Origin of the sequence: Sphingobium sp. SA2 (assembly GCF_032227065.1) — a bacterium.
GTDB lineage: Bacteria > Pseudomonadota > Alphaproteobacteria > Sphingomonadales > Sphingomonadaceae > Sphingobium.
In genome coordinates this window covers 2,262,714-2,277,036 of the sequence record NZ_JAPMXX010000006.1, presented here as the reverse complement: position 1 = coordinate 2,277,036, position 14,323 = coordinate 2,262,714, and the positions used below count along the sequence as shown (strand labels likewise).

The following is a 14,323-nucleotide window of genomic DNA, read 5'->3' as shown; positions in this document are numbered from 1 at the left end:
CTTTTGTGTTCGCTGAAGCGCGCTTGCGCAATGCCCCTGCGCGTCGCAAGTTAGCCGCGACGTCGATAGTTGGCCAAATTGCTGCCCTTGTGTAGAAGATGGGCCAATTCAATTGCGGGTGGCAAATGCGATGACGGCCAATGCATGGACAGGCGTAGGGGAAGGCACTAATCTAGGCCTGCGCGTATCAACCGTTGAGATCGGGTTGGTCCATGCTGCCGTCGTCCCCCATGGAAGCTCGGTATGGAGTTGCTGTAATCCGCTTCTCGATCTTGCCGTCACGCCTCGTCCGGTTAACGCGCGTGGTGCATTCGTCGACAAGTGGGGCGGCAATCGCTTCGAGAAACTCGGCGATATTGTGCTGGTGCCGCCTGGCCATCCTCTCTCTGTCCGGTGGGACAGCGACGGCATCCAATCATCGATTCGCTGCGAACTAAAGGGCAAGCTCGCTTTACAGCGTCTGGGCGCTCAACTGGAATGGACCGACCAGCGGCTTCGGGCAGCAATGAATGTTTCCAGCCACACCGTAAGGTTGCTGCTGCGCCGGTTGGCTGAAGAAGCTCGCGGCCCAAGCCGGGATTCGAAGCTTCTGGTGGATTCCATAGCAACCCAGTTGACGATCGAGCTATGCCGCTATGTTGAGTCCGTACAGGACGATCACGTCAACGGCGGCCTCGCTGCTTGGCGACTGAGGCTCATCGACGAGCGCCTTCAGAGCCTAGCAGTTCCGCCGACGCTCGTTGAACTCGCTGCGCTATGCAGTATTTCCGTTCGACAGCTTACCCGTGGCTTCCTCAGGAGCCATGGCTGCACGCTTGGGCACTATGTACAGCATCACCGCATGGAAGCTGCCAAGAAGCTTCTGTGGAACGAGGGCAGCGTAAAGGCCGTCGCAATGGCTCTCAGCTTTTCCTCGACATCGAGCTTTGCATACGCGTTCCGTCGCTGGGCCGGGATCACGCCTCGACAGTTTCAGCAGCGCGTGTTGCGCTCGAACGAACTAGAGGTGCGTAGGGGTGGCACGTCGCTATGACGCCGTTGATGTTCGGCATTCACGAGCCAAGCGCGTCCGAGCAAATAAGATGCTTGAGGGAGCAATTGTCCGCGATAGCCAGATTCCAACCCCAAAGCATCACGTCGGCGGCGAGTTGAACGGGCACCGGAATTCACGCGCCTATGAATTGCTCAAGGTCGGCCAGTTGATGCTCGCACGATGCCTCAGAAAGGAAAACTCACCCTCCCCGGACTTCCAACGATCCCATCTCCACATTCCAAAGGCGGACATTGGCTTAACGAACACGGGCTTCTGCCAGACGTTGCATCAACCGGATTTGCGCTTGGTCCTGACCTTGGGAGCAGGCAATTCCTGCGAAGTGATACGAACGATCTCGGCAAGCCACTCACGGTCATCCCACTTTTCCGCGTCGATCAGGAGACAGGGCTTTGCGCCGGGATATGGAGGGGCTTCTTCCGCACCCGCAGCGAATGCCCGCCCACCGACCGTGGGCTTTACGAATAGGTGGTCGTCGCAGAGCAATGCGACCATTTTTCCATCGCAATAAATGCCGAATTCGCCAAACATCGCCTTGGCTGAAACGGTGCCGCCGCCTGCCATCTGCTCAACAAGGAATTCAACGGTTTTACGATCGGACGCCATAAGGCGATATCACCGGTCCTGATGAAAAGGTCGAGGGTCAATCGACCCATCTCAGACGCTCTGATCCAAATTTTCGGTCCGTAGCAGCAGACGTTCCGCTTTTCCGGCAGCTGTCGATCAAGGCCGGCCGTTCACCGCGTCTCCTGTAAATGCCCGGTATCGAAGGGAGCTGACGATGGCACTGGTCAAAGCGGGCGCTCAGTAAGACGGCCCAAGCGCGGTGCAGCTCGCCTCGTCGTTAATGAGCGCCAGCCAGTACGCTAAATTTCCCCGCTTGATGTCATGGCCTCGAGCGCGGGCGCGACATGGCCGTCCCAATAGCGAAGGATCGGCGCTAGGGTCAGCATGTAGACCATCCAGCAAGCGGTAATTGCCTCATCGGTATAGAATTCATTCCAAGTGAGCTTGCCGTGGGCGAGTTCGTTGCGTAGCGCCGGTCCGGGGCGAAAATTGAGCAGACTGTCGATTTGCCACACGATGTTTTTGTCGAGAATAGCCTCGAGGTCGGCGCGGTAAAAGGTGAGTAGCATGTTGAGTGGCCTGTCGCCCTCGATGCCATCCTCCTCAATCTTTGACGCGTCGCGCCCCGCCATCTGGAGGATATGCCGCAGCGAATTCTCGACCTGCGGGATTAGCAGATGGGTAGCGGTCGCATAGTCGCCCTGCCAGAGCCGCGCGAAGCCGATCGAGAAGATGTGATGATGGCCGGCCGGAATGAAGCTGCTCAGCTGGACGATCGGCAGCAGGTGCTGCTCGTTCACGGAATAGCGTTCGAGGACTGCCTGCCGGGCGGGCTCGATATTGCCCTGGACGCGGTAGCGCCGGGTGATGCCGAGATGGCGGATGCCATGTTCCTTGTACCAGGCTTCGGTCGGTTCTCCCTGGGAATCGAGCGATGGCCCGCGCGCCACTTCGCGCCCCTCATGGTCGGCGTAGCTCGCGCCGAACAGGTTCGAGAGCGGAAACTCCCGACCCTGCTTGAGCACCGCGGCCTTCAGCTCCTCGACATCATCAGGGATCGAAAAGCCTACCATCGCACGCATGGCATCCGAAAGGTTGAGCGCCTTGAACTTGTCGAAGGTCGTCACGCGCAGCTCTTCGATGCCGTCGAGCGGCACGGAGAAGCTGCCGAATTCGTCGAGCGACATGTCCTGTAATTCACGCAGGCGCCGGCGCATGTCGGTGACGCGTTCGGGTACGCCGCCCAAGGCGCGGAACTCGCGAAGCGCCTCCTTCACCCAATGGGCCTTGGCCGAGCTCTGCGAGACCTCGTCCGCCATGGCGAGCGTCTGTTCGATCGCCTTGATCGAGGCCTCGCGACTCGCCTCGGCGTCACCGGCGCGATCATAGGCATCGGCGGCGAGCTGCCAGCATTCCTTGACTGCCAGGCAATAGTCCTGAGGCAACGCGCTGGCGGCAAGGTCGGCAGCAGCGGCGGCTACCTCGTCGGCCGGTATCAACCTGGCCTGGAGCACGCGCCGGCCGATCTGGGTCAGCGGAAAGTAGGCGCGTTCACTGAGAGCATGATCAAAAGCGAGACCGACGGTCTCGGCCAAAGGCTCAACGAGCGTGCCCCGCTTGGCGATGCGCGCATTGATCATGAAGCAGCGTTCGAGCGGCTTGACGCAGTCCATCGCGCGCGTCCCCATTTCGGGAAACTGCAGTTCTGCACTGCCATCGGCGAAGCGACGCGCTACCTCGCAATAGGCCTCGATCGCGGTCCGCCCGGCCCGGCGAACGCCGGTCTCATAGGCGATATCCGCGAAGCGCGCGCGCAGGGTCGGATGGCTGATAGTGAGTGCGAGATCGGCGAGTACCTCGCTCTGATCGCCGCTGAAATCATGCGGCAGGGCTGTTCGGCGTGTCTCGCTCTGCCACTGCAAGCCGAACGGATCGCCCTCGGCCTCGACGCGTAGGTGGAGGCCAATGAGGGACGAGACGAGGCGATAGACGCGCTCGGCGACTATGTCGCCGGCAACTTGGGCATCCTTGATTTTACCCCAAAAGAGATCGACCAACGAATGGCGATCGAGCCGCCGGAGGTCGGCCGTGAGCGTGTCGAGGTCGACTGCTGCGAAGTCCTCGTGCGAGACCCGATCGTAAAGCGGCTGTACTCCGATGACATCGTCTATCACCGGTTCGTCGCCATTATCATCGGTACAATCGATCAGGTCGTCGCTCATCTTAATCCTTTCAATTTCTTCCGAATGATCGAGGCTGGCCGCCGGCAGGTTGGAGGAGGCAGACTAGAAGCGATCGCCATCGCGGAAGCTCTCGAGCAGGACGCGGGCCTTCTCTCGAAGCACCGCGTCCTGCGCGGTCTCGGCCAGCTGGGTAATGCGCTCGCGCGACGACTCGTAGTCGACCAGCGAAGCGATATTCGACCGGCTCAGCGTCGCGATCTCGCGCTCAGCGGTTGGCGTCGCGGTGCGGACCCGGCCGCAGAGGTGCTGCAGCGTAGCGACCAGCCCCTCGTCCGTCTCAACCTCCGCCGCGAGAAGGTTGCGCGGGCCGTCTTCGTCGCCGCCCTGCTGCCAGGCGAAGAGCATGCTCAGCGGCTGGAGCTGGGCCTTTATATCTTCGAATGACATGCCCTTGTATCGGTCGAGCATCACCTCGGTCACCAGATCGAGCTCGCCCGACGTCAGCAGACGGTCGGAATCCGGCCTATCGCCGTGTCGGCCGTGCGCGAACGTCTCGTGCCGGAAGAGCGACGTCAGCCATGAAACGGCCTCGCCCTCGGCGAATATGCGCCTGATCCCGGCCTCGCGGGCGTCGCCCAGCGCATCAAGCAGCCTAGGCAGCGAACGCATCGCCCTCCGCCAGACGTCCGGACCGCCGAAGTCGTTGACGCTCCCTCCCGCCAGCTCGTCCATCACGTTGGCGTAGGCCAGGAGCAGATGCTCGGCCTCCGGCGCCGTCGAGGCCGCCAGTCCCTTGGCCGACAGCCGGTCCAGCATGACCTCGGCACGGGTCACGCCGCTCGTCAGGCGTTGACCATGCCACTGTCGCAATAAGGCCCCAGCCTCTTTAGCCGACGATCTGATCGCGGTGGCAAGGTCGGTGAAGTCGCTGGCCCGTGGGGCGTTGGTTGGCTGCGCGAAGGCGAAGTACAGCCTGTAGTGATCGGGGCTGGACAAGCGGCGCGCGCCGATTGCCCGATCCATCTCCATCTGGTGCACCTCCTCGTAGATGCCGCCGTCTGCATCGCGGTGATAGCTAGCGATGCCGGGAAGGTGATCCGCCAGCCGGTCACAGATCTCCCCGAACGCCGTGCCGTCGCGCTCCAATGCGTCGTCCAAGCTCTGGCGGGCCCTAACCCTCTGCTCCTCGGGAATGTTTGTCCTGCCCGACGCGCGGGCCGACATCTCGGTGAGATAGATGGTGATCCACTCGTATAACGCCGGGTTCCCGACCTTCACGAACTGCAACCATATGAAGTCGGTCAGATCGACCCTTCCCTCGAGTACGGCCCAGTGAAACCGGATCGAATCCAGCGTGCGGACGACCGCCCGCGGCGTCACGAGATACTGACCGCCCTCCCGGTCGATGATTTCGAAGATGCGCCGCTCTACCTCGTCGCCGCCGGCGAGCTTCATGGCCTTCAGCTCGCGCTCGAACCATCGCCGCAGGTCGAACGCTTCCGGATGCGGGACCGGCACGGTGATCTGGACGATCTTCTCTATGTAGGCGTCGCCATCGCCTACCCGGGCGGCGACCTCCACCGCGTGCGACACGATGTCCTGATCGTAGGACAGGACATAGGTGACTTTCGGGAAGTCGGCGACGGAACGCACCAGCCGCAGCACCTCGACGATCTCGGACGGCTCAAGCCGATCCACATCATCAATCACGACGACGAGCGCCCTGTTCAGCCTGCCAAGGCGCTTGCACACCTTTTTCTTCGAGGCAGCGAGCGACTTAGGCCTGTCCTTGCCGACGAACTGGAAGAAGTCCTCCGCTATGCCGATCAGCCAGCCGACGACGGGGACGCCCGCGCTGCCCGCCCTCACGACCTTGCCCGCGCCGCCGAGCAGGCCGGCGAACTCGCGCACGGCCGTCGCCGCCCGCTGCGCCTTGCGGATCGTGACGCCAGTCGCGTCTCCGGCCTCCAGCTCGATCTGGTCGATCCCTGCCACAAGCTCCGCGAACATCGCCTGAAGCAAGGCGTCGCGTTCGCCCACCAGCCATGGCTTGAACTCGATCACGTGGGGGCGATCGTCATCCGCGCGGCGGCGGAGCGCCGCCTGCGTTAGGTTGATGAGGCTCGATTTGCCTGATCCCCACCTGCCGGTGACGCCCACCACTAGACCTTCGGACGAGGTGCCGACGGCCAAAGCCTCGGCTAGCAGGTCCGCCGTCGGGCCGAAGCCAAGCTTGTCCTCACCATCGCCTGCAAGCGCGCGGTCACCCTGAATTTGAGCCATTAGCCGACGGTCCTAGATGATCTGACCCCAAGAGATAATCCGGGGTACTAGCTTATCCGGAGGTGGCATATATAGTCGAGCTGTCGTGCATGCTGGGGCAATCTCGCATGGCGGTTCATGGCAGAAGCCACCACTTAGCATGAAGTCGGAACAGAGATTTGTCCCAGATCCCTCCGATTGCGACCCATCTCGGCCGCTCAACGCCGGATTTCTGATCATCAGGAGCGGAAGTTGCGCTTTTTCGGCAGCTCCGGACCAACCCCGGCCGTTCAGATCCGCCACCTCGAACGTCTGCTCCTGACAGAAGCTGCCGCTAGGACGCTCTCCATTAGGCGACGTTACTCGCCGCGTCGGATGGTTATCGACGCGACAAGCGAACTTCAGTCTTATACTCTGCGGTGATGGTGGGGATTGATGAACATATTCGGATGGTGCTGGCGCGGCACGCCGTGGACACGGGCCTCTATTCGCCTGTGCGCGGCGTCCAAGCCATGATCGACCCGGTACTCCGCCGCTGGGGCTCCCAGTATATCGTCGATATTCGCCCGAGCGGTTCCTTTGCCAAAGGCACGGCGGTGCATGGCGGCACTGACATCGACATTTTCATTTCCCTGACGTCGACGCTCAGCGACACGCTCCAGTCGATCTACGACACCCTCTTCAACGCCTTGTCGCAAGCGGGCTATGTAGCGCGGCGTCAAAATGTGTCGATCGGCATCGCAGTTGGCGGTTGGAAGGTCGACGTGACCCCCGGGCGCCGGCAGGATCAGTACGGAAACTATCATAGCCTTTGGAGCAACAAGACCAGCAGCTGGCTTCAGACGAATATCAACGAACATATTCGTGTCGTCTCCGGGTCGGGCCGGATCAACGAGATCCGCTTGATCAAGATCTGGCGCAATCGCTTCGGGCTGGACTGGCCGTCCTTCTACCTCGAACTCTTCGTGATAAACGCCTTGAAGGGCGCGCGGGTCGGCGCCGTGCAGGACAACGTGGTCACCGCCTTTCGCGCCATCGATCAGTCGATCGCGACACGCAGGCTCATCGATCCTTCGAATACAAACAATGCCGTATCGGCGACCTTAACGGCCGACGCGAAAGCAGCCCTTTCAGTGGCCGCGCGTTCGGCGCTGAGCAGCTCTTGGGAGAACGTGTTTCAATGACGTCAGACTGGTCTCTCGCCCTTCTCTTCGCCGATTTCCACGACAAGATCGAACGCGAACTCGCGACCGCCCGAGAACTCGGGCACCCAACGGAAAAGGGAGATGCGAGCGAGCAGGTCTGGAACGACGTGCTCAACAACTATCTGCCTCGCCGCTACGAAAGCCGGAAGGGCTTCGTCGTCGACAGCAAAGGCGCCTTCAGCCAGCAGATCGACGTCATCATTCACGACCGCCAATATTCGCCATTCGTGTTCAGCTTCAAAGGCACCGACGTCGTCCCGGCGGAGAGCGTCTATGCTGTGTTCGAAGCCAAGCAGGAACTGACCGCCGATCATATTCGCTACGCGCGTGAGAAGGCGGCGTCGGTGCGCCGTCTACATCGCACCAGCCTCTCCGCCGAGACGATCGAAGGGCCTTCGCGACCCAAGCCGCTCCATCATATCCTGGCAGGCATCCTTACCCTCGGCGCAGGGTGGGCACCGCCGCTCGGCCACACGTTTGTTGGCCACCTCCGGCAGGATATGGCGGAAGGCGTGATCGATCTTGGCTGCGTCGCCAATGCCGGCTGGTTTACGCGCCGGGACAACGATTTCGAGGTGACCTCGATCGACAAGGCTGCAACGCGCTTCCTACTGGAGCTGATCGCGCAGCTCCAGGCGATCGGGACCGCGCCTATGCTCGATGTGCGCGCCTATTCACGCATGATCTGAACGCAGCTTGTTAGGGCGATATCTCGATCGCAACCGCGATCGGCGTCATGCTCGCTCCGCCCCTTGGACCTTGATCTGATCGATCTGCCAGTCGCGATGATCGGCCGCCTGATAAACCCAGCGCTCGAGAATTTCGCGCAGCTCGGCCATCTCGTCGCGTAGAATTTCGACGTTGATGAGCTTGTGCTCGGCCAAGTGCCGGTTGCCCTTAATGTCCTCGGGATAGCGGAACATCTGGCCGGTCGGATCAAAGGCGTCGAAATAGCCGATCAGCTCGCCCGCGCGGGCGATGGCCTCGGGCTCGATCAGCTTCCGGCCGATCTTCGCGTGCAGGTCGACGACCTCTTTCCAGAGATCGATCATCTTGTGGTTCTTCTCAAAGCTCCTTCCGGTTTCGAGGATCGTGTTGAGAGCGAAGACCAGATGCTTGAGATAGAGTTCGATGCCATGGCGATACGCGAAGGCGGCGGGATAGACGAGCAGATCGACGGGGCCAATATAGTCCTGCGCCGATTTCACGGTGGCGTGGCCGCCCTCGAAAAAGCCGCGTCCATAGTCGAACAGATTATACGGCCCGCCATTGTTGCCCACGCAGGCGTTCATCTGATGATTCTCGCCATTCGTGAAGAGCGGGTTTTCCGGTTGATCCTCCTTGGGTTTCACCATGATGCCGTCAATCCTGATGAAGTGTCACAAGCACCAGATCGACCAGGCCATCGCCATGATCGCTCAGCGTGTGCTCGACATGGATGTCGTAGCCGTCCCCTTAATGCGCGCACAGATCGGAAACGACGGGCTGAAAGGCGTAGAGGTCGGCTTCGCTGTCGCTGGCCAGCCGGAATGAGGCATCTCGTCCTTCCGATCCACGCGGAAATTTGTGCCATTCTCGATAAGGCTGTCGATGTAGCTCAAATGCGATTCTCCGAAAATTAGCGCTGTCGCGGATATCGTGTTGAATAGCGCACGGCAGGTTTGGACACGGACAGCAGCGGTCACCTGCTCTATACCGGCCCGATGGCAGCCCCGACAATCACCGAGCGATTCCCGCCGCTACCGCTGACCGAAGTCATCGATCGCATTCGGCAATTCCCGACAGCGGACAGTGAAAGCCGGCAGGTGACGATCAGCGCCTTCGTCGCCTCACACCCAATCACCTGCTACGATTGGGGTGGCGCATGGCGATACCGCCGCGCACGTTCCATCGAAGCGAAACAGGTCCTCTCGGACGTTAGCGAATTGATCTGGCGAGCTGACCAGCCGGCCAAGCTCGGACGGGCAAACCCCGCAGGTTTTCCCATCCTCTACCTCGCAGATCGTCGCGACACGGCGCTCAGTGAAATCCGTCTCGACGAGGGCGAGGTTGTCCTGACCGAGTTCCGAATCCGACACGATCGGGCTGCCCGCGTCGCGCCAATCGGCGAGATGGCCACAATCCAGCGCACCGGGAGAGGATATCTCGCCGGCGCCGACGCTGCACCGATCAGCGACATGATCAATGCGTGTCCGCAGGATGCTGCGCGGTCGATGCTAATCGTCGATGCCTTCCTGCTCTCGTGTCTCATCAACACCGATGACGACTATGCCCTGTCCTCCTCGGTTGCGCTGGCCGTGTTCGACAAACTGCCAGGGCTTGCCACGGTCGTGTTTCCGAGCCAACGCCAGACGGGCGCGCTCAATTTCGCAGTGCGCCACGACGCGGTCTGGCGCGATTGGGGCATCGTGTCGGTGCGTGCTGCTCATGCTCGCCACCTTGCCATGGGACACTATGAACTGTCCAAAGTCCGGCACGTCAGCGGCATTACTCGTGAGGGTTCGCTCAGATGGGACGATACCATTGATGACCTGAACGCGATCCAGCTTCTCAATCCGCCGTGGCACCCGTTAAATCCCGCGCCGAGCGGCGGGGACCAAACATGATCCAACATCAATTCGGCAAATGGTCCAGCGCATAGCCCGATGTTATCGCGCCGGACGTCTCAATGTGAAATAACGTGTGATGCAGAAACTATGCTGGAAGCGCGCGCCCGTGTTGTCTGATGTCGAGTCAAACCAGGGATAAGTCGGCTAAGTCAGTCGCCGTCGTACAAAAAATTTGTCAAATAGCATCAGTCCTCCGCCGCAAAACGCCTCAAATGTGAGAATTCCGCAGCCGTAGGCGCTACGCAAGTATAGACATAAGAGGGCTGCAACTCATCTCCGACACATTTAATAAAGCGCGATACTATACGCAGGGCAGGATTGAAGCGCCGCCGCGGCCATCCCATCGCTGCCTCCATGTCCGGTGCCGACAAGGAATATTCCTCTCGCCGCGACACGATATGGGCAGCAAGCAGCTTTGCATCGACGCGGGGATCCCAGCCCATGAAGACAGGGTCGAGGGCTTCATAGGCATGATCGCTCAGTTCAATCAGCCCGGTGCCGCCTATTCCATCCAAGTCGCGAACCAGTCCATCAGCTTCGAGATCGGCAATGGCGTCTTCAATCTGCGTGCGCGAGTAAGATGGATCGGCGGTAGCCAGCACATCGACCTCGACATAGTCGGGAATACCAATGCGGCAGTTCTCGGTGAGGAACTTCGCCACATGAACCTGAGCGCCGGAATAGGTGACCTCACGCTTTCCGTCGTTGCGGGCGATATCACGCACCGAGCGGGCGAGACCATTTACGCTGTCGGTGACCTCGCCTTCCCAACGCTTGCGATCATTTCCCGCCGGATCCGGCACAAGACCGTCAATAAGCTCGGTAACGGCAGAGCCGACCACCGGAATAGCGCCGGCTAGTGCCTTGGCGGCGTGTCGCCCGGCCTTGGCGCTACTATATTCAAGAGGCGGCTGGATCGGCATGGCGGACAGGTTTGGCTCTTCCATTAGCGGTGCTCCTTGATCCAGGGACCAGTAGAAGGCCGAGGATACAAAAAGAGAACAGAAAAGGGAAGCGGTGACCCGTAAGTCGCTTCGAGGATAGCTATTCGCGAGGCGCTTCAAGGTAGCGTGTGCTCCGTTTCACTCACATAAGGGAAGCATGAGCAGTGAGACGATCAGGGCGCTGGCAAACATCACAGATGGAGGCCTTTTCGAGCAGCTGGCGTTGGCGGTTTTGCATTGCGACGAGCCGCTAAGCGCCTGTCTCGGCCAGCAGGGTGTTAACGCCGCTGGGAAAACCAAGGCTTCCCCCGTCGATAATATCGGCTTCGTTCGTGGGGCCGATCCGCCGCACATGGTCATGACTCATCACACAATCGCCGCCGCTCGCGATCTCCGGGTGAAATGGCTGGGCGGCATTTCAGGGCGTGCCAGGCGCGCGGCCGCGCGGCACGAGGGCGATATCGAGAAGACCAGTCGTGTCGTCCAGGAACAGCGTGCACGCCAGCCTGGACTCAAGGCCACCTTATTCCTGACGACAAATGAAGAGCCCGACGTGCCGCTTGCTGGCGATGTGGCGGAGGCGAGCGCCAGCTTGGAAATCGAGATCGACATCTGGTCGCGGGCACGGATCGCGCGGGTGTTGGACACGAATGCGACGGGTCAGTGGCTGCGCGCATCGCTGCTCGGCATCGACCAGCAATGGGCATCGCCCGAACTCCTCACTGAAGTATCGCGTGAGAGCATCGACGAACTTGTCCCGCCGGAGGCGGCGTGCCAATGGGTCGCACGCGCGCTCGATCGTCAACTCGCTGCTAGCAACCGCGCCGCGACCTTTATTATCGGCGCATCCGGCGCAGGCAAAAGTGTTGCCGCGCTCCGGGCGCTCCAGAATCAGCTCGATGCCGGCGGATATGCCCTGGTGCTACCGCACCACATCCTCGAATCCGCGCCTTCTCTGGGCGCGGCGGTATTAGCTACCTTGCGACGCTTTCGTCCCGCGCTCACTGGCCATATCGATCCAATGTCTGTGCAGGGCGGTGACAAACCAGGCCAATGGAGCGCCGGCAAATTGCTGAGCGCGGCGGAGTAAAAACCAGCCATTGGTAAGGTTGCTCTTTTTGGAGCGGCCGGGGATGTTTGCCGTGGAGAGCTATGCAGCGGTACGCCGCTTTGTGTTTGTTGAAGGGAACAGCCAGCGGGAGGCAGCGAAGGTTTTCGGCCTGAGCCGAGAGACGATCGCGAAGATGTGCCGTTTCTCGCTGCCGCCTGGCTACACGCGCTCCAAGCCTGTCGCCAAGCCGAAGCTAGGATTGTTGCTGCCGGTGATCGACCGGATACTGGCTGAGGATTACGTCGCGCCGGTCAAGCAGCGGCATACGGCCAAGCGGATTTTTGAGCGGTTGCGCGATGAACATGGCTACGGCGGTGGCTATACGGTGGTGAAGGATTACGTGCGGCAGAGCCGTGTGCGCAGCCGCGAGACCTTCGTGCCGCTGGCGCATCCGCCAGGGCACGCTCAGGTGGACTTTGGCGAAGCGGTGGGCGTGATCGGTGGAGTGCGGCAGAAGGTGCATTTCTTCTGCATGGACCTTCCGCAGTCGGATGCCTGTTTTGTGAAGGCCTATCCTGCCGAGACGACGGAAGCCTTTCTGGACGGACATGTTTGCGCGTTCGCCTTCTTTGGCGGGGTGCCGCTCTCGATCCTGTACGACAATACCAAGATCGCGGTCGCCAAAATCTGCGGGGATGGCAAGCGTGAGCGGACCCAGGCCTTCACGGGGCTGGTCAGCCACCACCTGTTTGCCGATCGCTTTGGCCGCCCAGGCAAGGGCAACGACAAGGGGAAGGTCGAAGGGCTGGTGAAGTATGCGCGCTCGCACTTCATGGTGCCGATCCCGCGCGCGGCGACCTATGACGACTTCAACGCAGAGCTGGAACGGCGGTGCCGGGCCCGGCAGGAAGAGCGAGCCGGGCGCCACACCGAGACGATCGGGGAGCGCCTGGCGGCAGATCTGGCGGCTTTGCGCCCGCTGCCCGCCGGCACGTTCGAACCATGCGAGACCAAGGGGGCACGCGTCTCCTCGACCGCGCTCGTGCGCTACCGCACCAACGATTACTCGGTGCCGACCTGCTATGGCTTCCAGGACGTTGTAGTGAAGGGCTTCGTCGACCGGGTTGCCATCCTGTGCGGGGGCGAGGAGATTGCCCGTCATCCGCGCTGTTATGGCGAGGCCATGTTTGTGGCAAACCCGCTGCATTATCTAGCGCTGATCGAGACCAAGCCAGGCGCGCTCGATCAGGCCGCCGCGCTTCAGGACTGGACCCTGCCGGAGGACTTCCAGCACCTGCGGCATCTCCTTGAGGTGCGGATGGGCAACAAGGGGAAGCGCGAGTTCATTCAGGTCCTGCGCCTGCTTGAGGCAATGCCGATGGAGGTGGTGACCTTCGCGGTGAAAGAGGCCATCCACATCGGGGCTATCGGCTTCGATGCGGTCAAGCAGATCGCACTGGCGCGGATCGAGCGTAGACCCGCCCGGCTCGACCTGGAAGCGTATCCGCACCTGCCCAGGATGGAGGTCAAGACCACACGCGCTGCCGACTATGCCAGCCTGCTGCCGGGGATCGCTGCATGAGCCGGGCGGGGGATGACAAGATGCCCATCGGCACGACGGCGGGCACGCCGCAGGTGCTGCTGGCGCATCATCTCAAGCAGCTCAAATTGCCCACCGTGCTGCGCGAGTATGAGAAGCTGGCCCGGGAATGTGCGCGCGATGGCGTGGATCATACCCGCTATCTTCTGCGCCTTATCGAGCTGGAACTCATCGACCGGGAGCGGCGCACGGTGGAGCGCCGTATCCGCGCCGCCCGGTTCCCGGCGGTCAAGAGCCTGGACACCTTCGACTTCACGGCCATCCCCAGCCTCAACAAGATGCTCGTGCTCGAACTGGCGCGTTGCGAGTATATCCTGCGGCGGGAAAACATCATCGCGCTGGGCAACAGCGGGACAGGCAAAACCCATGTAGCGCTCGCCCTGGGCTTGGCCGCCTGCCAGAAGGGCTTCAGCGTCCTGTTCACCACCGCTGCCGCCCTGGTGAACCAGTTGATGGAGGCCCGCGATGAAAAGCGGCTCCTGAGGATGCAGCGCGAACTTGCCGCCGTAAAACTGCTGATTGTCGATGAACTGGGCTATGTCCCGCTCTCGCCGACGGGGGCCGAACTGCTGTTCGAAACCTTCTCCCAGCGCTACGAGCGCGGCTCCACGATCGTGACCTCAAATCTACCCTTCGAGGACTGGACCCAGGTCCTGGGCTCTGAGCGGCTGACTGGCGCGCTCCTTGATCGCCTTACCCACCACGTCAGCATCCTGGCCATGAATGGCGACAGCTACCGGCTCAAGCAGTCTGCCCGCCGCCGCCGCACCGCCGGGGCGGACCAAAACCAGGCCACCACGCCCGACTGAAATGCCGAAAACGGCCAATATGCAAAGGGCCCCGATCGGGGC

General features: G+C 61.3%; 13 protein-coding genes. 8 read left to right on the top strand and 5 right to left on the bottom strand.

The window, feature by feature from the left end; genetic code table 11:
* The first annotated feature begins 130 nt into the window (after window positions 1-130).
* Window positions 131-1,033: an AraC family transcriptional regulator gene (locus OVY48_RS18755; RefSeq protein WP_313923962.1), complete on the top strand. Its 903-nt coding sequence runs from the start codon at window positions 131-133 to the stop codon at window positions 1,031-1,033.
* 288 nt (window positions 1,034-1,321) lie between these two features.
* Here OVY48_RS18755 and OVY48_RS18750 read toward each other — a convergent pair whose 3' ends face one another.
* The 3 genes from OVY48_RS18750 to OVY48_RS18740 all read right to left on the bottom strand — a co-directional run bounded on the left by OVY48_RS18750 (window position 1,322) and on the right by OVY48_RS18740 (window position 6,084).
* Window positions 1,322-1,657, bottom strand: a complete 336-nt coding sequence (locus OVY48_RS18750) for a TfoX/Sxy family protein (protein WP_313923961.1) — start codon at window positions 1,655-1,657, stop codon at window positions 1,322-1,324.
* Window positions 1,658-1,917: 260 nt separating this feature from the next.
* On the bottom strand, window positions 1,918-3,840 hold the full coding sequence (locus OVY48_RS18745) for a DUF4209 domain-containing protein (RefSeq protein WP_313923960.1): 1,923 nt from the start codon (window positions 3,838-3,840) through the stop codon (window positions 1,918-1,920).
* Window positions 3,841-3,903: 63 nt separating this feature from the next.
* Window positions 3,904-6,084, bottom strand: coding sequence for a P-loop NTPase fold protein (locus OVY48_RS18740; RefSeq protein ID WP_313923959.1), 2,181 nt, complete (start codon window positions 6,082-6,084; stop codon window positions 3,904-3,906).
* Window positions 6,085-6,485: 401 nt separating this feature from the next.
* Here OVY48_RS18740 and OVY48_RS18735 point away from each other — a divergent pair, with 401 nt between their 5' ends.
* Both OVY48_RS18735 and OVY48_RS18730 read left to right on the top strand, forming a co-directional pair.
* Complete coding sequence (locus OVY48_RS18735) at window positions 6,486-7,247, top strand: hypothetical protein (protein ID WP_313923958.1); 762 nt, start codon at window positions 6,486-6,488, stop codon at window positions 7,245-7,247.
* On the top strand, window positions 7,244-7,957 hold the full coding sequence (locus OVY48_RS18730; protein ID WP_313923957.1) for a DUF6602 domain-containing protein: 714 nt from the start codon (window positions 7,244-7,246) through the stop codon (window positions 7,955-7,957). The genes OVY48_RS18735 and OVY48_RS18730 overlap by 4 nt, the downstream gene beginning before the upstream one ends.
* Before the next feature lie 45 nt (window positions 7,958-8,002).
* Here the strand turns inward: OVY48_RS18730 and OVY48_RS18725 are convergent, their stop codons facing one another.
* Window positions 8,003-8,623, bottom strand: a complete 621-nt coding sequence (locus OVY48_RS18725; protein ID WP_313923956.1) for a hypothetical protein — start codon at window positions 8,621-8,623, stop codon at window positions 8,003-8,005.
* Between OVY48_RS18725 and OVY48_RS18720 the strand changes: the two genes are divergently transcribed.
* Both OVY48_RS18720 and OVY48_RS18715 read left to right on the top strand, forming a co-directional pair.
* On the top strand, window positions 8,622-8,801 hold the full coding sequence (locus OVY48_RS18720; RefSeq protein ID WP_313923955.1) for a hypothetical protein: 180 nt from the start codon (window positions 8,622-8,624) through the stop codon (window positions 8,799-8,801). The two genes, OVY48_RS18725 and OVY48_RS18720, sit on opposite strands and share 2 nt — an antisense overlap.
* 128 nt (window positions 8,802-8,929) lie before the next feature.
* A complete protein-coding gene (locus OVY48_RS18715) occupies window positions 8,930-9,874 on the top strand; it encodes an RES domain-containing protein (RefSeq protein WP_313923954.1) in 945 nt (314 codons plus the stop codon).
* Between the two features lie 188 nt (window positions 9,875-10,062).
* On the opposite strand, the gene OVY48_RS18710 is transcribed toward OVY48_RS18715, so the two are convergent.
* Window positions 10,063-10,824 (bottom strand): hypothetical protein, encoded by a 762-nt coding sequence (locus tag OVY48_RS18710; protein ID WP_313923953.1) that lies wholly within the window; start codon window positions 10,822-10,824, stop codon window positions 10,063-10,065.
* 154 nt (window positions 10,825-10,978) lie between these two features.
* Between OVY48_RS18710 and OVY48_RS18705 the strand changes: the two genes are divergently transcribed.
* Genes OVY48_RS18705 through istB form a run of 3 tightly spaced genes read left to right on the top strand, consistent with a single transcriptional unit; the run spans window position 10,979 to window position 14,281 of the window.
* Window positions 10,979-11,911, top strand: coding sequence for a hypothetical protein (locus OVY48_RS18705; RefSeq protein ID WP_313923952.1), 933 nt, complete (start codon window positions 10,979-10,981; stop codon window positions 11,909-11,911).
* Window positions 11,912-11,954: 43 nt separating this feature from the next.
* The gene (gene istA / locus OVY48_RS18700) at window positions 11,955-13,454 is read left to right on the top strand and encodes an IS21 family transposase (protein ID WP_313921745.1); all 1,500 of its coding nucleotides are present in this window, start codon (window positions 11,955-11,957) and stop codon (window positions 13,452-13,454) included.
* Window positions 13,451-14,281: an IS21-like element helper ATPase IstB gene (gene istB / locus OVY48_RS18695; protein ID WP_125946501.1), complete on the top strand. Its 831-nt coding sequence runs from the start codon at window positions 13,451-13,453 to the stop codon at window positions 14,279-14,281. The genes istA and istB overlap by 4 nt, the downstream gene beginning before the upstream one ends.
* Window positions 14,282-14,323 lie beyond the last annotated feature (42 nt).

What these genes read in the sequence shown, in the direction of transcription:
- istA (WP_313921745.1), top strand. Translation starts at nt 11,955, where the DNA reads ATGTTTGCCGTGGAGAGCTATGCAGCGGTACGCCGCTTTGTGTTTGTT.
- OVY48_RS18755 (WP_313923962.1), top strand. Translation starts at nt 131, where the DNA reads ATGACGGCCAATGCATGGACAGGCGTAGGGGAAGGCACTAATCTAGGC.
- OVY48_RS18725 (WP_313923956.1), bottom strand. Translation starts at nt 8,623, where the DNA reads ATGGTGAAACCCAAGGAGGATCAACCGGAAAACCCGCTCTTCACGAAT.
- OVY48_RS18735 (WP_313923958.1), top strand. Translation starts at nt 6,486, where the DNA reads ATGGTGGGGATTGATGAACATATTCGGATGGTGCTGGCGCGGCACGCC.
- OVY48_RS18705 (WP_313923952.1), top strand. Translation starts at nt 10,979, where the DNA reads ATGAGCAGTGAGACGATCAGGGCGCTGGCAAACATCACAGATGGAGGC.
- OVY48_RS18740 (WP_313923959.1), bottom strand. Translation starts at nt 6,084, where the DNA reads ATGGCTCAAATTCAGGGTGACCGCGCGCTTGCAGGCGATGGTGAGGAC.
- OVY48_RS18720 (WP_313923955.1), top strand. Translation starts at nt 8,622, where the DNA reads ATGATGCCGTCAATCCTGATGAAGTGTCACAAGCACCAGATCGACCAG.
- OVY48_RS18745 (WP_313923960.1), bottom strand. Translation starts at nt 3,840, where the DNA reads ATGAGCGACGACCTGATCGATTGTACCGATGATAATGGCGACGAACCG.
- OVY48_RS18730 (WP_313923957.1), top strand. Translation starts at nt 7,244, where the DNA reads ATGACGTCAGACTGGTCTCTCGCCCTTCTCTTCGCCGATTTCCACGAC.
- OVY48_RS18750 (WP_313923961.1), bottom strand. Translation starts at nt 1,657, where the DNA reads ATGGCGTCCGATCGTAAAACCGTTGAATTCCTTGTTGAGCAGATGGCA.
- istB (WP_125946501.1), top strand. Translation starts at nt 13,451, where the DNA reads ATGAGCCGGGCGGGGGATGACAAGATGCCCATCGGCACGACGGCGGGC.
- OVY48_RS18710 (WP_313923953.1), bottom strand. Translation starts at nt 10,824, where the DNA reads ATGGAAGAGCCAAACCTGTCCGCCATGCCGATCCAGCCGCCTCTTGAA.